This is a genomic window from Salmonella sp. A29-2, assembly GCF_020150755.1.
In the GTDB taxonomy this organism is placed as follows: Bacteria; Pseudomonadota; Gammaproteobacteria; order Enterobacterales; family Enterobacteriaceae; genus Salmonella; species Salmonella enterica.
In genome coordinates, this window is record NZ_CP083731.1 from 781,329 (window position 1) to 797,084 (window position 15,756).

The following is a 15,756-nucleotide window of genomic DNA, read 5'->3' on the forward strand; positions in this document are numbered from 1 at the left end:
TGACCGCGTTATCCGCCTGCTGACAAAAACGGCTTTAATACCCCTGTTCAAAATAGCTTTCGAGGATAATCACGGCGGAGGCCGAGTCCACTTTGCCTTTATTCAGCGCGCGATACCCACCTCGTTCAAACAGACCGGAGCGTGCTTCAACGGTGCTGAGTCGTTCATCGTGCAGCGTGACAGTTACCCCGAAACGCCCATGAATACGGTTGGCGAATTTACGTGCGCGCGCCGTCAGCGGTTGTTCAGTGCCATCCATATTGAGCGGTAGCCCGACAATAATTTCGTCCGGCTGCCACTCTTTCAGCAAACGTTCAATGAGCGTCCAGTCGGGCGTGCCGTCCTGTGCTTTGATTGCCGGAAGCGGACGGGCGGTGCCGGTAATGCGTTGTCCTATTGCAACGCCGATGCTTTTTGTGCCGAAGTCAAAGGCCAGTAAGGTGTCGCTCATCAGGCGTGCCCCGCAACGCCAGGCATGGTCAGAATATCAATGCCAATAAGTTTTGCCGCTTCGCGCCAGCGCTCGGCAATGGGCGTTTTGAACAAAATATTGAGATCGGCGGGCGCGGTAAGCCAGGCGTTATCAAGCAACTCTTGTTCAAGCTGGCCTTTATCCCAGGAGGCGTAGCCCAGCGCGACCAGCACATCGGAAGGCTGTTGTTGGGTTCCTAACGTTTCCAGCACATCGCGGGAGGTGGTAATCACGGTATTGTCTGAGATACGAATGCTGGAGGCGAAACGTGACGGCGGAGTATGGAGAATAAATCCGCGATCTTCCGCCAGCGGGCCGCCGAGCATCACGGCTTTATCAAGACGAATTGCCGAATCGCGCGGTTCCGGCGTAATTTTTAGTTTTTCCAGAATCCCTTCAATTTGCAGATTTTCCAAAGGCTTATTAACAATAATCCCCATAGCGCCGTCCTGGTTGTGCTCGCAAATATACACCACGGAACGGCGGAAAATCGGGTCCTGGAGCGCAGGCATGGCAATAAGAAAGTGATGCTGTAAATTCATTGTCAGAGGTTCTGTTTCCTGGTTCAAAAAAACGACAGCGTTCAGTATGTGGGGAAAGCGGACGGTTGTCACTCATATAAGCCGTCTTTTGCCAAAGGACGGCGGCCTTATCGGGCAATAGATTGCCGGATGGCGATGCTGATGCGCCGCCTTATCCGACCGGGGCGGCGTGATTGCTCAGGCCCGGTAAGCGCACGCCACCGGGCAATAAACCTTTACTTCGCCAGACGCGCTTCGATGGCGTCCATCAACATCCCGGTGATAGAGATCGGGTATTCCGCTTCAATTTCACGCACGCAGGTTGGGCTGGTCACGTTAATTTCCGTTAAGCGGTCGCCGATAATATCCAGACCGACGAAAATAAGCCCTTTGGCTTTAAGCGTTGGCCCAACGCGGCGGGCGATTTCCCAGTCGCTTTCGCTCAACGGACGGGGTTCGCCGCGACCACCAGCCGCCAGGTTGCCGCGGGTTTCGCCGCCCTGCGGAATACGCGCCAGGCAGTAAGGCACCGGCTCGCCGTCGACGACCAGGACGCGCTTATCGCCATCTTTGATCGCGGGCAAATAGTTCTGCGCCATGCAGTAGCGGTTGCCCAGCTCGGTCAGCGTTTCGGCAATAACGCCTATGTTAGGATCGCCTTCCTTAACGCGGAAAATGGACGCGCCGCCCATACCGTCCAGCGGTTTCATAATGATATCGCCGTGCTTTTCCCAAAACGCTTTGAGCTGCGCTTTATTGCGCGTTACCAGCGTTTCCGGCGTCAGATCGGCAAACCAGGCAGTATACAGTTTTTCATTACAGTCGCGCAGGCTTTGCGGTTTGTTGACGATCAGCGTCCCTTCTTCTTCAGCGCGTTCCAGAATATAGGTCGCATAAATAAACTCGGTATCAAACGGCGGATCTTTACGCATCAAAATGACGTCCAGATCGGCGAGTTTAATCTCCTGCTCGCTGCCGAACTCGTACCATTTATCGTAATTTTGCTCCACACTCAACGTTCGCGTGCGGGCGCGGGCTTCGCCGTTAATCAGATAAAGGTCGGCCATCTCCATATAATGAAGTTCATAACCACGACGTTGGGCTTCCAGCAGCATAGCGAAACTGGTGTCTTTCTTGATGTTGATGTGTGCGATGGGGTCCATCACGATGCCGAGCTTGATCATTATTTTCTCCGTTAACGCTTCATCCTAAGTCGCCAAAACGCACCTGTAGCGCGGTAATGGCGGTGAGCGCGGTTGTCTCAGTACGCAGAACGCGAGGTCCTAACAGAATATCAGTAAACTGATAGCGCGCGGTCATCGCGATTTCGTCCGCCGACAGCCCGCCTTCCGGGCCGATCAGCAGTCGGACGCGTTCAACCGGCAGCGGCAGAGTGTTGATGCTGGCATGGGCGCGCGGATGAAGATTGAGCTTCAGCCCGGAATCTTGCTCGGCGCACCAGGCTTCCAGCGCCATCGGCGGGCGAATTTCCGGCACCCGGTTACGCCCGCATTGTTCGCAGGCGGCGATGGCGATCTTTTGCCACTGCTGGCGCTTTTTGTTCAGACGTTCATTATCCAGTTTAACGCCGCAGCGCTCAGAGAACAGTGGCGTAATGAGGCTTACACCCAGTTCGATCGATTTCTGGATAGTAAATTCCATTTTTTCACCGCGCGACATCACCTGGCCCAGATGGATATGCAGCGGCGATTCACGATCGTCGATTTCGCCTTTCATCACTTGCACTTCAACGCTTTTCTTACTGGCGCTAATGATTTCAGCATCGAATACCTGATTACTGCCGTCAAACAGCTGTAACGCTTGTCCCGGTCCCATGCGCAGTACACGACCAATATGGTTGGCCGCATCTTCGCATAACGAAATCTGCGTACCGGACGTCAACAATTCAGGGTGATAAATGCGGGGAATACGCATAATAAAAAAATCCGCGTCATGGCCCCGGCGTTTGGCTATCCAGGGCATGGGTTAACAAGAATCCCGCTAGTGTAGGTTAGCTCTTTCGCGCCTGGCAAGCGCGTTGCACATAGGGATTATGATTACCCTGGACCTTCGCGATACGCGCATCGCGCTCGCACTCCCAGGCGGTAACGGGGTACTGCTTATCCCAGACGTTAAAAAGCTGCGTTTGTTGGCGGGAAAGTTTCAGTTGGTATTGGTCGCGCATATAAAAATAAGTGCGGGCGATTGCGCCACGGGCGCGGGCGGGCGGCTCGGCGAGCTTCGCTTTGAAATCCACTTTCATGGCGCACTGCCCGTACTGGCCTTCGCCGCCGTTCCACTGGCTATACATAAAGTTGCCGCGATCGCCATTCACTTCGCCAATGGCGGGCTGCAGGTTATGCATATCGCTTTCCATTTTGCGGTAGACCGGATCTTTAGCGCAGTTTTTTCGCCCGCCGTCCTGCCAGCACTGGCGCTGATGACCGAATTGCCAGGCGGGGACAACGTGCTCCCACTCAATGCGTCTGGCGCGATTCTCGTTTTTACGCACCTTATAGCCGCAGGACTCCAGGTCTACGACGCCTTTTTTACCCTGCCAGCGGATTTGGCACCCGCAGTAAAAGCTGCCGGGCGCGTCAGCATTGACTTTGACGCTCGCCGCTTTGGCCTGAGAAAAATTGTTAATGCCATCGGCCAGGGCCTGGCCTGAAAACGCTGCGGCCAGCAACGCAGCGGCAAAAGAAAAATTACGGTACATTGCACACTCCATAGCAAAACGAGCCCGCAACGTAACGAAAGTTGTGTCTGTATGCAATCAGTCCGCTCAGGAAAGTTCCCGGACGTTTCGGGAACTACCCGGCGACCAGTGGTTCGCCGCAGTGAACGCAACGATAAACCGCTTCGCCGCGTACTACCCGATTATGACGGCGGACGGTGAGTTGATGTTGCTGGCATTGGCAATGGTAGGGAAAGGTATTGCGCCGTACGGATTGCAGCGCAAATTGATGAGTACGTCTGGCCGGAACGCCCAGCACGCTTTCCATCATCCACTTCCATTCCTTGCCATGCGGAGCCTTGCGTCCGAAGTGCTTCCACACCAACAGATGCGCCAGTTCATGCGGCACGACCTCTGCTATAAAGGTGTCGATGTTTTCCAGCAGTAACACCGGGTTGAGGCGGATTTCGTAGCTCTCCAGCCAGGCGGTGCCCGCCGAGGTGCCGCGTTGCGTATACACCAGTTTCGGCTCCGGATAATGTCTATCGAGCTTGAGGTTCGCCTGGGCGAGATTTTCCCGCAGACGGCGCATCACGGCCTGCTGGATAGCGATAGGGAGACGAGGGGTTTTCATAGCGGCAGAGAATAGTGCGACGGAAGAGGGACTGCAAGAAAAACGCTTCCTCCTGTGGCAGGAGGAAGCGTGGAGGGATTAGTCGTGGGCGCCGATTTCGCGCAGTTTACGACCTTTCATCAGGTTACGTTCAATGTGTTCCAGCGAAACGTGTTTGGTTTCCGGCACCAGCCACAGGGTCAGCAGGATAAACAGCACGTTCAGGCCAGCGTAGACCCAGAAGGTGTTGGCGTTACCCAGATTGTTCAGCATGGTCAGGAACGTTGCGCCGACGATCATATTGGCGATCCAGTTGGTCGCGGTGGAGCAGGTGATGCCGAAATCGCGGCCTTTCAGCGGCTGGATTTCGGAGCACAGTACCCAAATCAGCGGACCAGCGCTCATCGCAAATCCAATGATGAACATCAGCAGCATAGCGATAGCGAAGTATTGCGCAGACGGCGAATGGATGCCGATGTGCATCATCGTACCCAGAATCCCCATACCAATCGCCATGACCAGGAAGCCCAGCGTCAGGGTCGGCTTGCGGCCCCAGCGGTCAACCAGGCCGATAGCGATGAAGGTTGCCAGCACGTTAGTCAGACCAACAATAACGGTGCCCCACATCTGCTCCGTGGTATTCGTGTACCCCGCCAGTTCGAAGATTTTCGGTGCGTAATACATGATGACGTTCATCCCGGTAAATTGCTGCATGACCTGCAACAAAATGCCAAGAAACACGGCGCGGCGGAAGTTGCTGTTCTCTTTGAACAGCGCCCAACCGCTCTGTTTAACCTGCAAACTTTCGCGAATTTCATCGAGCTCACGTTTTGCTTCCGCACTGGTGTCACGCAGGCGCAACAGGACGCGTTCAGCATCATGGAAGCGGCGTTTTGCCGCAAACCAGCGCGGGCTGTCCGGTAGGAAGAAGACGCCGATCAGCAGCAGAATGGCCGGGATGATGATCACGCCGAGCATCCAGCGCCATGCGCCGCTGTAGCTGAACGCGGTATCTGACAGATAAGCGCCCAGAATCCCGATGGTGATCATGAGTTGGTACATTGAGATCATACTGCCGCGAATTTTTTCCGGCGCGATCTCGGACAGGTACAACGGTGCAGTGTAGGAAGCGACGCCGACGGCCAGACCCAGCAGCACGCGAGAAATAATCAGGACTTCAACGTTAGGCGCCGCAGCGGAGAACAGCGAACCGGCGACGAACAGGATAGCGCCGATCATCAGGCTTTTTTTACGACCCAGCTTAAAGGAGAGCCAGCCGCTGCCGACAGCGCCGACGGCCGCGCCAAACATCATGGAGCTGACCACCCATTCCTGAGTGTGTGCGGTAATTTGAAACTCGTCGGTAATGAAGGGTAAAGCACCGGCGATAACGCCGATATCCAGGCCAAAAAGTAATCCTGCCAGGGCTGCAAGAAAGCAGACAAAAAATGTCATGGCCTTGTTGGAACGCCCTTGTTTTTTATTGTCAGGCATTATGCCCTCCGGTTGGGTTAGCAATTTTATCGATGTTAAGAGTAGGTGAGTACGCCGTAAAAAGATGTGAGGCTAATCACAATGGTGTAATCGTTTACACTACTATTTATCTCGGTGATTATTTAATTATCTGAAAAATAATAGTTTTAATAATCTTATAACCATATCAATCGCCTGGTATTCAGACAAAGTTGAAAAATTATGTAATATTTTCATCGCAGAATTAGCATACCGATAGTGATGTGGTCAGTTCTTAATGAAAATGAATGTAACCGCTTTCATGATGACTGAAACTGAATGATAAAAAGTGTAGTCGAAGAAACGAAAGGGGAGAGTGGATTGTGCTGCACATCACAAAAAGGTCAGTATAAATTCACGCTGGAATATCTGATAACGTTGCGTGTATCAGCAATGATAAAGGCCAGCAGGGCGCTGGCCTTGATAAGTACGGTATGGCTTACCTGACTGAAAAACAGCGTCAGGCGCGGGCGATTATTTCAGACCGGCAGCATCGCGCAGCAGTTGCGCTTTGTCGGTTTTTTCCCATGGGAAGTTTTCGCGACCGAAGTGGCCGTAAGCCGCAGTTTCTTTGTAGATCGGGTGCAGCAGATCCAGCATCTGAATCAAGCCGTACGGGCGCAGGTCGAAGAATTCGCGCACCAGCAGAATCAACTGTTCAGCAGGCACTTTTTCAGTACCGAACGTTTCCACCATGATGGACGTCGGCTCCGCTACGCCGATAGCGTAGGAGACCTGGATTTCACAGCGATCCGCCAGACCTGCCGCCACGATGTTTTTCGCGACATAACGCGCAGCGTAAGCTGCAGAACGGTCAACTTTAGACGGATCTTTACCGGAGAAGGCGCCGCCGCCGTGACGCGCCATACCGCCGTAGGTATCAACGATAATCTTACGACCGGTCAGACCACAATCGCCCATCGGGCCGCCGATAACAAAACGCCCGGTTGGGTTGATAAAAAATTTAGTGGACGTATTTAACCATTCAGACGGCAGAATGGGTTTGATGATCTCTTCCATCACCGCTTCTTGCAGCGATTTTTGGTCGATATCTTCTGCGTGCTGCGTAGAGAGAACCACGGCGTCAATACCGACGATTTTGCCGTCGTCATACTGGAAAGTGACCTGGCTTTTTGCATCCGGACGCAACCATGGCAGGGGGCCATTTTTACGCACTTCAGCCTGACGCTGTACCAGACGGTGCGCGTAGGTGATTGGCGCAGGCATCAGTACGTCGGTTTCATTTGTCGCGTAGCCAAACATCAGGCCCTGGTCGCCCGCGCCTTGTTCCAGCGGGTCTGCGCGGTCAACGCCCTGGTTGATATCCGGAGACTGTTTGCCAATTGCGCTCAGTACCGCGCAAGAGTTGGCGTCAAAGCCCATGTCGGAATGCACATAGCCAATTTCGCGCACCGTATTACGGGTAATCTCTTCGATATCGACCCAGGCGCTGGTGGTGATCTCACCGCCAACTAAAACCATGCCGGTTTTAACGTAGGTTTCACAGGCGACGCGTGCTTTCGGATCCTGTTGCAGGATAGCGTCCAACACGGCATCAGAGATTTGGTCTGCGATTTTGTCAGGATGCCCTTCTGATACGGACTCAGACGTAAAAAGGTGTTTTGCCATATTTAATTTCACCTAAGGAGAATTTAGTTAGCTCAAACTGTTGTGCGGAATAGTCATGACAGAAGATTCTACCATGAGTCTGAATGTCGCTGACACTGGCAGTCTGAGTGTTAATCAGTATGGATGGATTAACATCTGGACGGCTATTTTAGGTCACTTCTTCGCCCAATTTCCAGCTTTTTTTGAAGGCCGTCGCAATGTCGGTCAAAATCAGGCGGTAAACGTTTCTGATAATGCTGACATTATGCGCATTTATGCTTTGCTTTTTTTCTGCGTTCTGGGTATAAAACGCGACGCGCGGCTCATACAAAAGCACACGACGTTTTCTTCGTGTCGCCACTTCCAGCCGGGTTAAAACGTTGCTTTGGCTTGTGGGTTCGTCTTACGAGGCGGCCGTGGAGGTGATACGAGATAATGAACCGTTGTATTCTGCTGAATCTGTCGCATCGTTCTGGTGCGCGCATGTCCCCCGCAATCTGCATCTCTGCTTTGCATACCTGCCGATGTTATACCCATCTCGGCGCTTCTCAGGATTCCAGAGCCGGCAATGGCGCTGAAGACTGAACAAGGGCGCTCTTGTTAACGCAAGAGTTTTCTCGTGGTTTCGCCGAACCGTTATCTGTGAGTTCGGTTACGTGTTTACAATGATATGAAAAAGAAACCGGTCGCGCAGGCGGAGCATCAGCGCTATCTGCTGGAAAATCCGCTTGTCTATGGGTTGTTATCGCGTCTTCGGATTGCGATAGTGGTCAACTGTTTTACACTTGCTAATAAAAATTGAGGTTCGCTATGTCTGACGACATGTCTATGGGTTCGCCTTCGTCAGCAGGCGAACAGGGTGTACTACGCTCCATGCAGGAGGTTGCAATGAGCTCCCAGGAAGCCAGCAAGATGCTGCGCACTTACAATATTGCCTGGTGGGGCAATAACTACTACGACGTCAACGAGCTGGGCCATATTAGCGTATGCCCCGATCCCGACGTACCGGAAGCGCGTGTCGATCTTGCCAAACTGGTGAAAGCGCGCGAAGCGCAAGGCCAGCGTCTGCCGGCGCTGTTCTGCTTCCCGCAGATCCTGCAACACCGTTTGCGTTCAATTAACGCGGCGTTTAAGCGTGCGCGTGAATCTTACGGTTATAACGGCGACTACTTCCTCGTTTATCCGATTAAGGTCAATCAGCATCGCCGCGTGATCGAGTCCCTTATCCATTCCGGTGAACCGTTGGGGCTGGAAGCGGGGTCAAAAGCGGAATTGATGGCGGTGCTGGCGCATGCCGGCATGACCCGTAGCGTGATCGTCTGTAATGGTTATAAAGACCGTGAATACATTCGGCTGGCGCTGATTGGCGAGAAGATGGGCCATAAGGTTTATCTGGTCATCGAAAAGATGTCTGAAATCGCGATTGTGCTGGAAGAAGCCGAGCGCCTGAACGTGGTTCCTCGTCTGGGCGTGCGTGCGCGTCTGGCCTCTCAGGGATCCGGTAAGTGGCAATCCTCCGGCGGCGAAAAATCAAAATTCGGCCTGGCGGCGACCCAGGTGCTGCAACTGGTGGAGACCCTGCGTGACGCCGGGCGTCTGGACAGTCTGCAACTGTTGCACTTCCACCTGGGATCGCAGATGGCGAACATTCGCGATATCGCGACCGGCGTGCGCGAGTCCGCGCGTTTCTATGTTGAGCTGCATAAGCTGGGCGTGAATATCCAGTGCTTCGACGTGGGCGGCGGTCTGGGCGTGGATTATGAAGGTACCCGCTCGCAGTCCGACTGTTCGGTGAACTATGGCCTGAACGAATATGCCAATAACATCATCTGGGCGATTGGCGATGCCTGCGAAGAGCATGGTTTACCGCATCCGACGGTGATTACCGAGTCTGGCCGCGCCGTCACTGCGCACCATACGGTACTGGTCTCTAACATTATCGGCGTGGAGCGTAACGAATACACGGATCCGACTGCCCCTGCTGAAGATGCGCCGCGCGCGCTGCAAAATCTGTGGGAAACCTGGCAGGAGATGCATAAGCCCGGCACCCGCCGCTCGCTGCGTGAATGGCTGCATGATAGCCAAATGGATCTGCACGATATTCATATCGGCTACTCTTCCGGCGCGTTTAGTTTGCAGGAGCGCGCCTGGGCGGAACAACTTTATCTCAGCATGTGCCATGAAGTGCAGAAGCAACTGGACCCGCAAAACCGTGCGCATCGTCCGATTATCGACGAACTGCAAGAGCGGATGGCGGACAAAATGTACGTCAACTTCTCGCTGTTCCAGTCAATGCCGGACGCGTGGGGAATCGATCAGCTCTTCCCGGTACTGCCGCTGGAAGGGTTAGATCAGGTACCGGAACGTCGTGCCGTGCTGCTGGATATAACCTGTGATTCCGATGGCGCTATTGACCACTATATCGATGGCGACGGTATCGCCACGACGATGCCGATGCCGGAATATGATCCAGAGAATCCGCCGATGCTCGGCTTCTTTATGGTCGGCGCCTATCAGGAGATCCTCGGTAACATGCACAACCTGTTTGGCGATACTGAAGCGGTTGACGTGTTTGTCTTCCCGGATGGTAGCGTCGAGGTTGAGCTGTCGGACGAAGGCGATACCGTTGCGGATATGCTGCAATATGTGCAACTGGATCCAAAAACGCTGTTAACGCATTTCCGCGACCAGGTAAAACAGACGGATCTGGACGATGCGTTGCAGCAGCAGTTCCTTGAGGAATTTGAAGCGGGACTGTACGGTTATACTTATCTTGAAGATGAGTAATTAAGAGTATTCCGCTTGTGGGTCGATTTAATTATTTAAATCGACCCTTTTATATTTTATAAATTCTTAATTATCAGCGCGTCGCTTCTCTATGTAATTTTATGGGCCTACAATCCCCCTAATAATTAAAAAGGGGTGTGAGTATGAGTAAATTTAAATTTAACGCCGTCATTGTTGGCTTGTTTTTGCTGTTAGGCGGCTGTTCCAGCGGAATGCAATCTAATAATGGCTCTTCATCCGACGTCGGCACCGCCTGGGGCGGCGACGTGCATTCATCGGTACAAAGCGTTTCGGTAGAACGTGCCGATCGAGAACCTGCCGAAATGGTGGTAATAAATTACTCCACTCAATATCCGTCAGGTTACGATAAAGTTTATAGTATACGTATCAGCGATCTTGAATATGCTGTGCGCGACGCTAATTTTAATTCGATTCCAATTACTCGTCGCTACAACGCATCAATGGGACAATGGCAATATAGTATTCCTGCAAGATCAGGGATGAACTATCAGTTATATATTCGTAATTACAGTCATGATACCAATTACGAAATCGTCGCAACGGTTGATGGCCTGGACGTGTTGAACGGAAAAGCAGGCTCGCTGAATCATCATGGCTATATTGTTAACGCCGGCGACTCACTGGCGATTAAAGGGTTTCGCAAAGATAAACACACTGAGGCGGCATTCCAGTTCGCCGACGTAGCTGACGCTTATGCGGCCCACTCCGCGCAGGGCGATGTACGCAACATCGGCGTCATCGGCTTTGCCGCCTTTGCATTGCAGGGTAAAGCAACGAATACGCTACCGCCTTGTTCCTCGCAGGCTTTCCCGGCGGACAATAACGGGTATGCGCCGCCGCCCTGCCGCAAATAAACCCGGCATCAAACGTCAAATATGCGTTATGGGAATCAGTGCCTTTCCTGCCGAGTCTGGTGGGGAAGGACTGTGTGACGCGCATAGCCGTAGGTTGTGGGAAAGAAACGACCACTCTCTGGCAGGGAAATTGTTTACCATAAACATTAGGATTTGTTTACACTACCCTCAAGTGGAGCAATTGCTGTCTACATAGGTATGTGCATGGAACAAATTTTAACCAAGCGGCGCTATTTTGATATAGGGCTGCAAATAGAAGAACTACTCTATTCAGGGGTATTTAAAGCTGGCGAGCGACTTCCGGCGGAGAGAGAACTTAGCGAGCGTTTTCAAACCAGCCGCACGACGATTCGTGAGGCGATTATTATGCTTGAGCTGAAGGGAGTGGTAGAGGTTAAGCAAGGCGCAGGCACTTACTTTATTGATAGTCTGGAGAAAATCAATCAAAAAGCGCTCTTGCCTTACTCAGACATTGGCCCCTTTGAATTGCTACAGGCCCGGCAGGTCATCGAAAGCAACATCACCGGTTTTGCCGCTACGCAAATAAGATTTAATGAACTTAAGCAGCTTAAACGTATTATTGAGCAGCAGGAAAAGCAGATTGGCGGCGACAGCGACAAATTTGAAGAACTGGATCGCCAGTTCCACAATATCATCGCGGAATCCACGCAAAATCGTGTATTAATGAAACAATCTGCCGAGCTGTGGCGGGCTGTCAGGACCGAAAATCCGCGCTGGAAGCAGTTAAACTATAAGTATTTACATAAGAAAGAGTTAAGAATGAAATGGGTGGAAGATCACCGTAGTATCTTCCTTGCATTGCAAAAACGCGATGCTGAGCAGGCCAGACAGGCCTCGTGGACCCATCTTGAAAACAGTAAAAATGAGCTGGTAAAAATCTTCCAACAGGATGATTCGCTGGAAGATTTTGATGATTTTTTCTTCGCCACCTGACGGCTATTTTCAGGCGGATGACATTTTTGTCAGCGATTAACCGGGCCTGCCGCCAAAAACAAGCCCGGAGAGAGGGAATCAGGCTTCGTAAACGCTCAGCTTATCCCAGTCAAACTCTACGCCAATGCCGTAGGTGTCTGGTGCCACGGCGCGATAATTGTCGACCACCAGCGGATGTTTGGTATATTGATCGATCGGGAAGCTGTGAACTTCCAGTCAGCCAGTCTCGAATGCGGAAACCAGTCTGACGTGTAATTCCTGCATACCGAGCGAGCATACCGAAAGACCGCCATTCGTCGACAGACGCGCCGCCTTCAGCCAGCCATTTTCCACAGCGGCAGTTTTTCACGTTTGCCTTTCAAATCCCAAAGAGCGATATCCACCGCAGACATCGCAAACGATGCGATGCCTCCGCGACCCACATAGTGAATATGCTATTCCATAAAGTCATAGATATCGTCAATCGCAGCGCCCTCTTTCCCTGACAGTACCGGGGCAAGATCGTGGTCGATCATCGCTTTAATTGCATACCCTCCCTTTCCGCCGGTATAGGTATATCCGGTGCCAGTTGAACCGTCTTCCAGCGTAATCGTCGTGGTTACCAGTTCGAAATGGCTATTATGCCATGTTTCGCGTCAACTAAGACCTCGGCCTGAGGGGCTTTGAAAGCTTTGTTTCAACGTACCTAATCTGCGTCTTCATCAATTTTTTCCTGTGTTCAATCAATGGATTAATTTGCCAATTACGTCTAAAGGCGGCTTACTCCTCATCGCTTTAGCAGCGACCCGGATGATCAAAACCGTAACTGATGTTCTTAGGTTAACGTTGATGCTGATAATAAATTGAGCTCATTAATTCACTAGACAAATTATCAGGTTTGGTTTGCTGTATTTCGGGAGGTTGTTGAACCAATCATGCGTGACATATACGCTTGCAGCGGGGTGTTATTCAATAAGATATTGTTTTTCATGGGGTTTAATGATTGCGGGTTGTATGGGTGGTATGCCAATTCGTGGCCGATTTTTCTAATCAAAATCACGCTTTTGTGAATCATAAAATTTATCCTGAGAAGTGCTTTTTGTAACTAATTGATAAATAAATTATTTTTATTCATTGGCTATTAGTCAGCATACCGGGGGAAAGAATCTGGTGCCATGAGTGTGATCATATTCACGGATTTTGGTATGGTGTTTAAGCAGAATTGGTAAACAAAACAGGAGTGGGAAAAATTCATGGACACCATAGCTCGCCAGTTAGACGCCGCAAGGCACCAATTCAAAACGACTTATTCACGTCAGGGAATGGAAGCCAACATCGTACATATTGGATTTGGCGCCTTTCACCGTGGTCATCAGGCTGTTTATAACGATCTCACGAATGAGATAACCGGCAACCGCTGGGGGATTTTTGAACTGAATCTGTTCGGCGATGCGGAGCTGGTGGATGCGCTAAATGCGCAACAGGGGCTGTTTTCAGTGGTGGAAACGTCAGCCAGCGCCATCAATAGTCGCCTGGTTCGTACCGTCACCGGCGCGTTGCATACGCCGAAGTCAGGTATTCAGGCGGCGATCGAGAAGCTAACTGAGCCGCAGGTAAAAATTGTTTCGTTGACGATAACGGAAAAAGGTTACTGCACCGATCCGCGGTCCAGAACGCTCGATCTCAGCCATCCGCTCATCAAACACGATCTTGCCGATCCTGAACATCCCCGGTCAGCACTCGGACTGATCGTCGAAGCGCTACGGATACGCCGCCAGCAAGGGCTTCCCCCGTTTAGTGTACTGTCGTGCGATAACATTCCGGAAAACGGTCATTTGACCAAAACGGCGATCGTTACGTTTGCCGATAATCTCGATCCGCAACTGGCGGCCTGGATAGCGAAGCATGTCACCTTTCCTGGCACCATGGTCGATCGCATCGTGCCGGCAATGACGCCAGAGCAATTTGACATGATTAAAGACCAGATCGGTTTTGCCGATCCCTGCGGCATCGTATGCGAGGATTTCCGTCAGTGGGTTATCGAAGATAATTTCGTTGCCGGTCGTCCTGACTGGGATAAAGCAGGGGCGATGTTCGTCTCGGACGTGCTTCCCTATGAAGAAATGAAACTTCGTATGCTGAATGGCAGCCATTCGTTTCTCGCCTATAACGGCAGCCTGGCTGGATATGAGTTTATCTATCAGTGCATGGAAGACGACGCTTTTAAAACCGCCGTACATCATTTAATGACGGAAGAGCAGGCAAAATCGCTGCGCCCGAATTTGGCGGTAGATGTACATCAATATGCGCAGTTGCTCATTGAGCGATTCAGCAACCCGAACATTAAACATAAGACCGGACAGATTGCGATGGACGGTTCTCAGAAGCTGCCTCAGCGGGCCGTCGATCCTTATCTGACGCTTCAGGCGCGCGGCGTTAAGGGCAGGGCGTTAGCGACGCTGATTGCGGGCTGGCTCCATTACGTCATTAATACACTCTCTCAGGGGCAGAGTGTGGCCGACCCGCTCAATGATACCTTCAATGCGGCTATTAAAAATAAAAACACGCGATGGGAACAAGCGCTGTCTTTGCTGCAGATAAATAGCATCTTTGGAACGCTGGCCGGCGACAACGCAGACTTTTTAAACGACATTCAGCAGGCCTTTAACCATATTGAGTTACATGGCGTCACGGCCACCATTCACCGTTTATCTTCAAAGGGTTAAGTATGAAAACGCTTATCTGTAATAATCCGGGAAATATCGAATACATTGAAAGAGATATTCCTCATTTAAAAGACGATGAAGTACTGTTAAAAATTAAAGCGGTTGGTATTTGTGGCACCGATATCCATGCGTTTGCCGGCCGCCAGCCCTTTTTTGCCTATCCGCGCGTGCTGGGTCATGAAATTTGCGGCGTGGCAGAAATGTTGGGTAAATCGTGCAGCACGGCGAAGGTCGGCCAACGCTATAGCGTTATTCCCTGTATTCCTTGCGGCGCTTGCGCAGCCTGCCGGGAAGGAAAAACCAACTGCTGTGAGAACGTCTCGCTGTATGGCGTTCACCAGGACGGCGGCTTTAGCGAATATCTGGCCGTTCGTGAACAAAATCTGGTTGAACTGTCGGATAACCTCACCGACAGCGCGGGCGCGCTGGTTGAGTGTTTCGCCATCAGCGCCCATGCAGTACGCCGCGCTGACGTGAAGCCGCAGCAAAACATTGTGGTGGTCGGCGCCGGGCCGATTGGGCTGGCCGCCGCCGCGATAGCAAAAGCCAAAGGCGCTCGCGTCGCGGTAGCTGATATTGACGCCGAACGCCGTCGTCTGGTCGCCGAAAAGGTAGGCGTTGCAACGCTCGATCCGTCGTCAGACGACTATATTGATGCGCTGAAAGCCTGTTTCTCCGGTGAATTAGCCGGCACTGTGCTTGATGCCACCGGCAATAAATCCTCCATGAGCCGCGCTGTCGATCTGATTCGTCACGGCGGAAAAATCGTCTTCATCGGGCTGTATATCGGCGAGCTCGTCATTGACGATCCGACCTTCCATAAAAAAGAGACCACGCTATTGAGCAGCCGTAACGCGACGCGGGAAGACTTCGAATGTGTCATTGAGCTAATGGCTCAGGGCGCTATTAGCGAAACAATGATGAAAAACCAGGAATTCGATTTCTATACGTTCGGCAACCAGTACCAGAAGAACGTGGTAGAAAACAAAAAATTGGTTAAAGGCGTTATCAAATTTTAATAGCGGGATAGTT

At 51.8% G+C, this 15,756-nt stretch carries 15 protein-coding genes and 1 pseudogene; 7 read left to right on the forward strand and 9 right to left on the reverse strand.

The genetic code is table 11. The features are described 5' to 3' along the window. Positions 1 to 34 precede the first annotated feature (34 nt). The 8 genes from ruvX to metK form a co-directional block, all read right to left on the reverse strand. Entirely contained in the window at positions 35 to 451 is a 417-nt protein-coding gene (ruvX, locus tag K8W53_RS03810) for a Holliday junction resolvase RuvX (protein ID WP_001285491.1), read from the reverse strand. Beyond that, positions 451 to 1,014, reverse strand: coding sequence for a YqgE/AlgH family protein (locus K8W53_RS03815; protein ID WP_001053171.1), 564 nt, complete (start codon positions 1,012 to 1,014; stop codon positions 451 to 453). Before K8W53_RS03815 ends, ruvX begins: the two co-directional genes overlap by 1 nt. Positions 1,015 to 1,229: 215 nt before the next feature. After that, entirely contained in the window at positions 1,230 to 2,177 is a 948-nt protein-coding gene (gene gshB, locus K8W53_RS03820) for a glutathione synthase (protein ID WP_000593248.1), read from the reverse strand. A 19-nt stretch (positions 2,178 to 2,196) separates the two neighbouring features. Further along, positions 2,197 to 2,928: a 16S rRNA (uracil(1498)-N(3))-methyltransferase gene (gene rsmE / locus K8W53_RS03825; RefSeq protein WP_001222488.1), complete on the reverse strand. Its 732-nt coding sequence runs from the start codon at positions 2,926 to 2,928 to the stop codon at positions 2,197 to 2,199. A gap of 76 nt (positions 2,929 to 3,004) precedes the next feature. Next, positions 3,005 to 3,712: a deoxyribonuclease I gene (endA, locus tag K8W53_RS03830; protein WP_000286124.1), complete on the reverse strand. Its 708-nt coding sequence runs from the start codon at positions 3,710 to 3,712 to the stop codon at positions 3,005 to 3,007. 94 nt (positions 3,713 to 3,806) lie between these two features. Next, positions 3,807 to 4,304, reverse strand: coding sequence for a SprT family zinc-dependent metalloprotease (locus tag K8W53_RS03835; RefSeq protein ID WP_000856775.1), 498 nt, complete (start codon positions 4,302 to 4,304; stop codon positions 3,807 to 3,809). A gap of 78 nt (positions 4,305 to 4,382) precedes the next feature. Continuing rightward, on the reverse strand, positions 4,383 to 5,777 hold the full coding sequence (gene galP / locus K8W53_RS03840) for a galactose/proton symporter (RefSeq protein ID WP_001113171.1): 1,395 nt from the start codon (positions 5,775 to 5,777) through the stop codon (positions 4,383 to 4,385). 492 nt (positions 5,778 to 6,269) lie between these two features. After that, the gene (gene metK / locus K8W53_RS03845) at positions 6,270 to 7,424 is read right to left on the reverse strand and encodes a methionine adenosyltransferase (RefSeq protein ID WP_119015130.1); all 1,155 of its coding nucleotides are present in this window, start codon (positions 7,422 to 7,424) and stop codon (positions 6,270 to 6,272) included. Positions 7,425 to 7,838: 414 nt separating this feature from the next. On the opposite strand from metK, the gene K8W53_RS23895 reads away from it, so the two are divergent. The 5 genes from K8W53_RS23895 to K8W53_RS03870 all read left to right on the forward strand — a co-directional run bounded on the left by K8W53_RS23895 (position 7,839) and on the right by K8W53_RS03870 (position 12,019). After that, positions 7,839 to 7,988 (forward strand): hypothetical protein, encoded by a 150-nt coding sequence (locus K8W53_RS23895; protein WP_001751809.1) that lies wholly within the window; start codon positions 7,839 to 7,841, stop codon positions 7,986 to 7,988. An 85-nt stretch (positions 7,989 to 8,073) separates the two neighbouring features. After that, a complete protein-coding gene (gene yqgB / locus K8W53_RS03855) occupies positions 8,074 to 8,205 on the forward strand; it encodes an acid stress response protein YqgB (RefSeq protein ID WP_000729109.1) in 132 nt (43 codons plus the stop codon). An 8-nt stretch (positions 8,206 to 8,213) separates the two neighbouring features. Next, on the forward strand, positions 8,214 to 10,190 hold the full coding sequence (gene speA, locus K8W53_RS03860) for a biosynthetic arginine decarboxylase (RefSeq protein WP_001278580.1): 1,977 nt from the start codon (positions 8,214 to 8,216) through the stop codon (positions 10,188 to 10,190). Positions 10,191 to 10,333: 143 nt separating this feature from the next. Beyond that, entirely contained in the window at positions 10,334 to 11,065 is a 732-nt protein-coding gene (locus K8W53_RS03865; RefSeq protein WP_000032796.1) for a hypothetical protein, read from the forward strand. Positions 11,066 to 11,218: 153 nt separating this feature from the next. Continuing rightward, positions 11,219 to 12,019, forward strand: coding sequence for a FadR/GntR family transcriptional regulator (locus tag K8W53_RS03870; protein ID WP_001576357.1), 801 nt, complete (start codon positions 11,219 to 11,221; stop codon positions 12,017 to 12,019). A gap of 314 nt (positions 12,020 to 12,333) precedes the next feature. Here K8W53_RS03870 and K8W53_RS23900 read toward each other — a convergent pair. Further along, positions 12,334 to 12,624, reverse strand: a pseudogene (locus K8W53_RS23900) (hypothetical protein). Positions 12,625 to 13,251: 627 nt separating this feature from the next. Here K8W53_RS23900 and K8W53_RS03880 point away from each other — a divergent pair. Together K8W53_RS03880 and K8W53_RS03885 are read left to right on the forward strand one after the other, a co-directional pair. Then, a complete protein-coding gene (locus K8W53_RS03880) occupies positions 13,252 to 14,724 on the forward strand; it encodes a mannitol dehydrogenase family protein (RefSeq protein WP_000379532.1) in 1,473 nt (490 codons plus the stop codon). Positions 14,725 to 14,726: 2 nt separating this feature from the next. Then, on the forward strand, positions 14,727 to 15,743 hold the full coding sequence (locus K8W53_RS03885; protein ID WP_000853913.1) for a zinc-binding alcohol dehydrogenase family protein: 1,017 nt from the start codon (positions 14,727 to 14,729) through the stop codon (positions 15,741 to 15,743). Positions 15,744 to 15,756 lie beyond the last annotated feature (13 nt).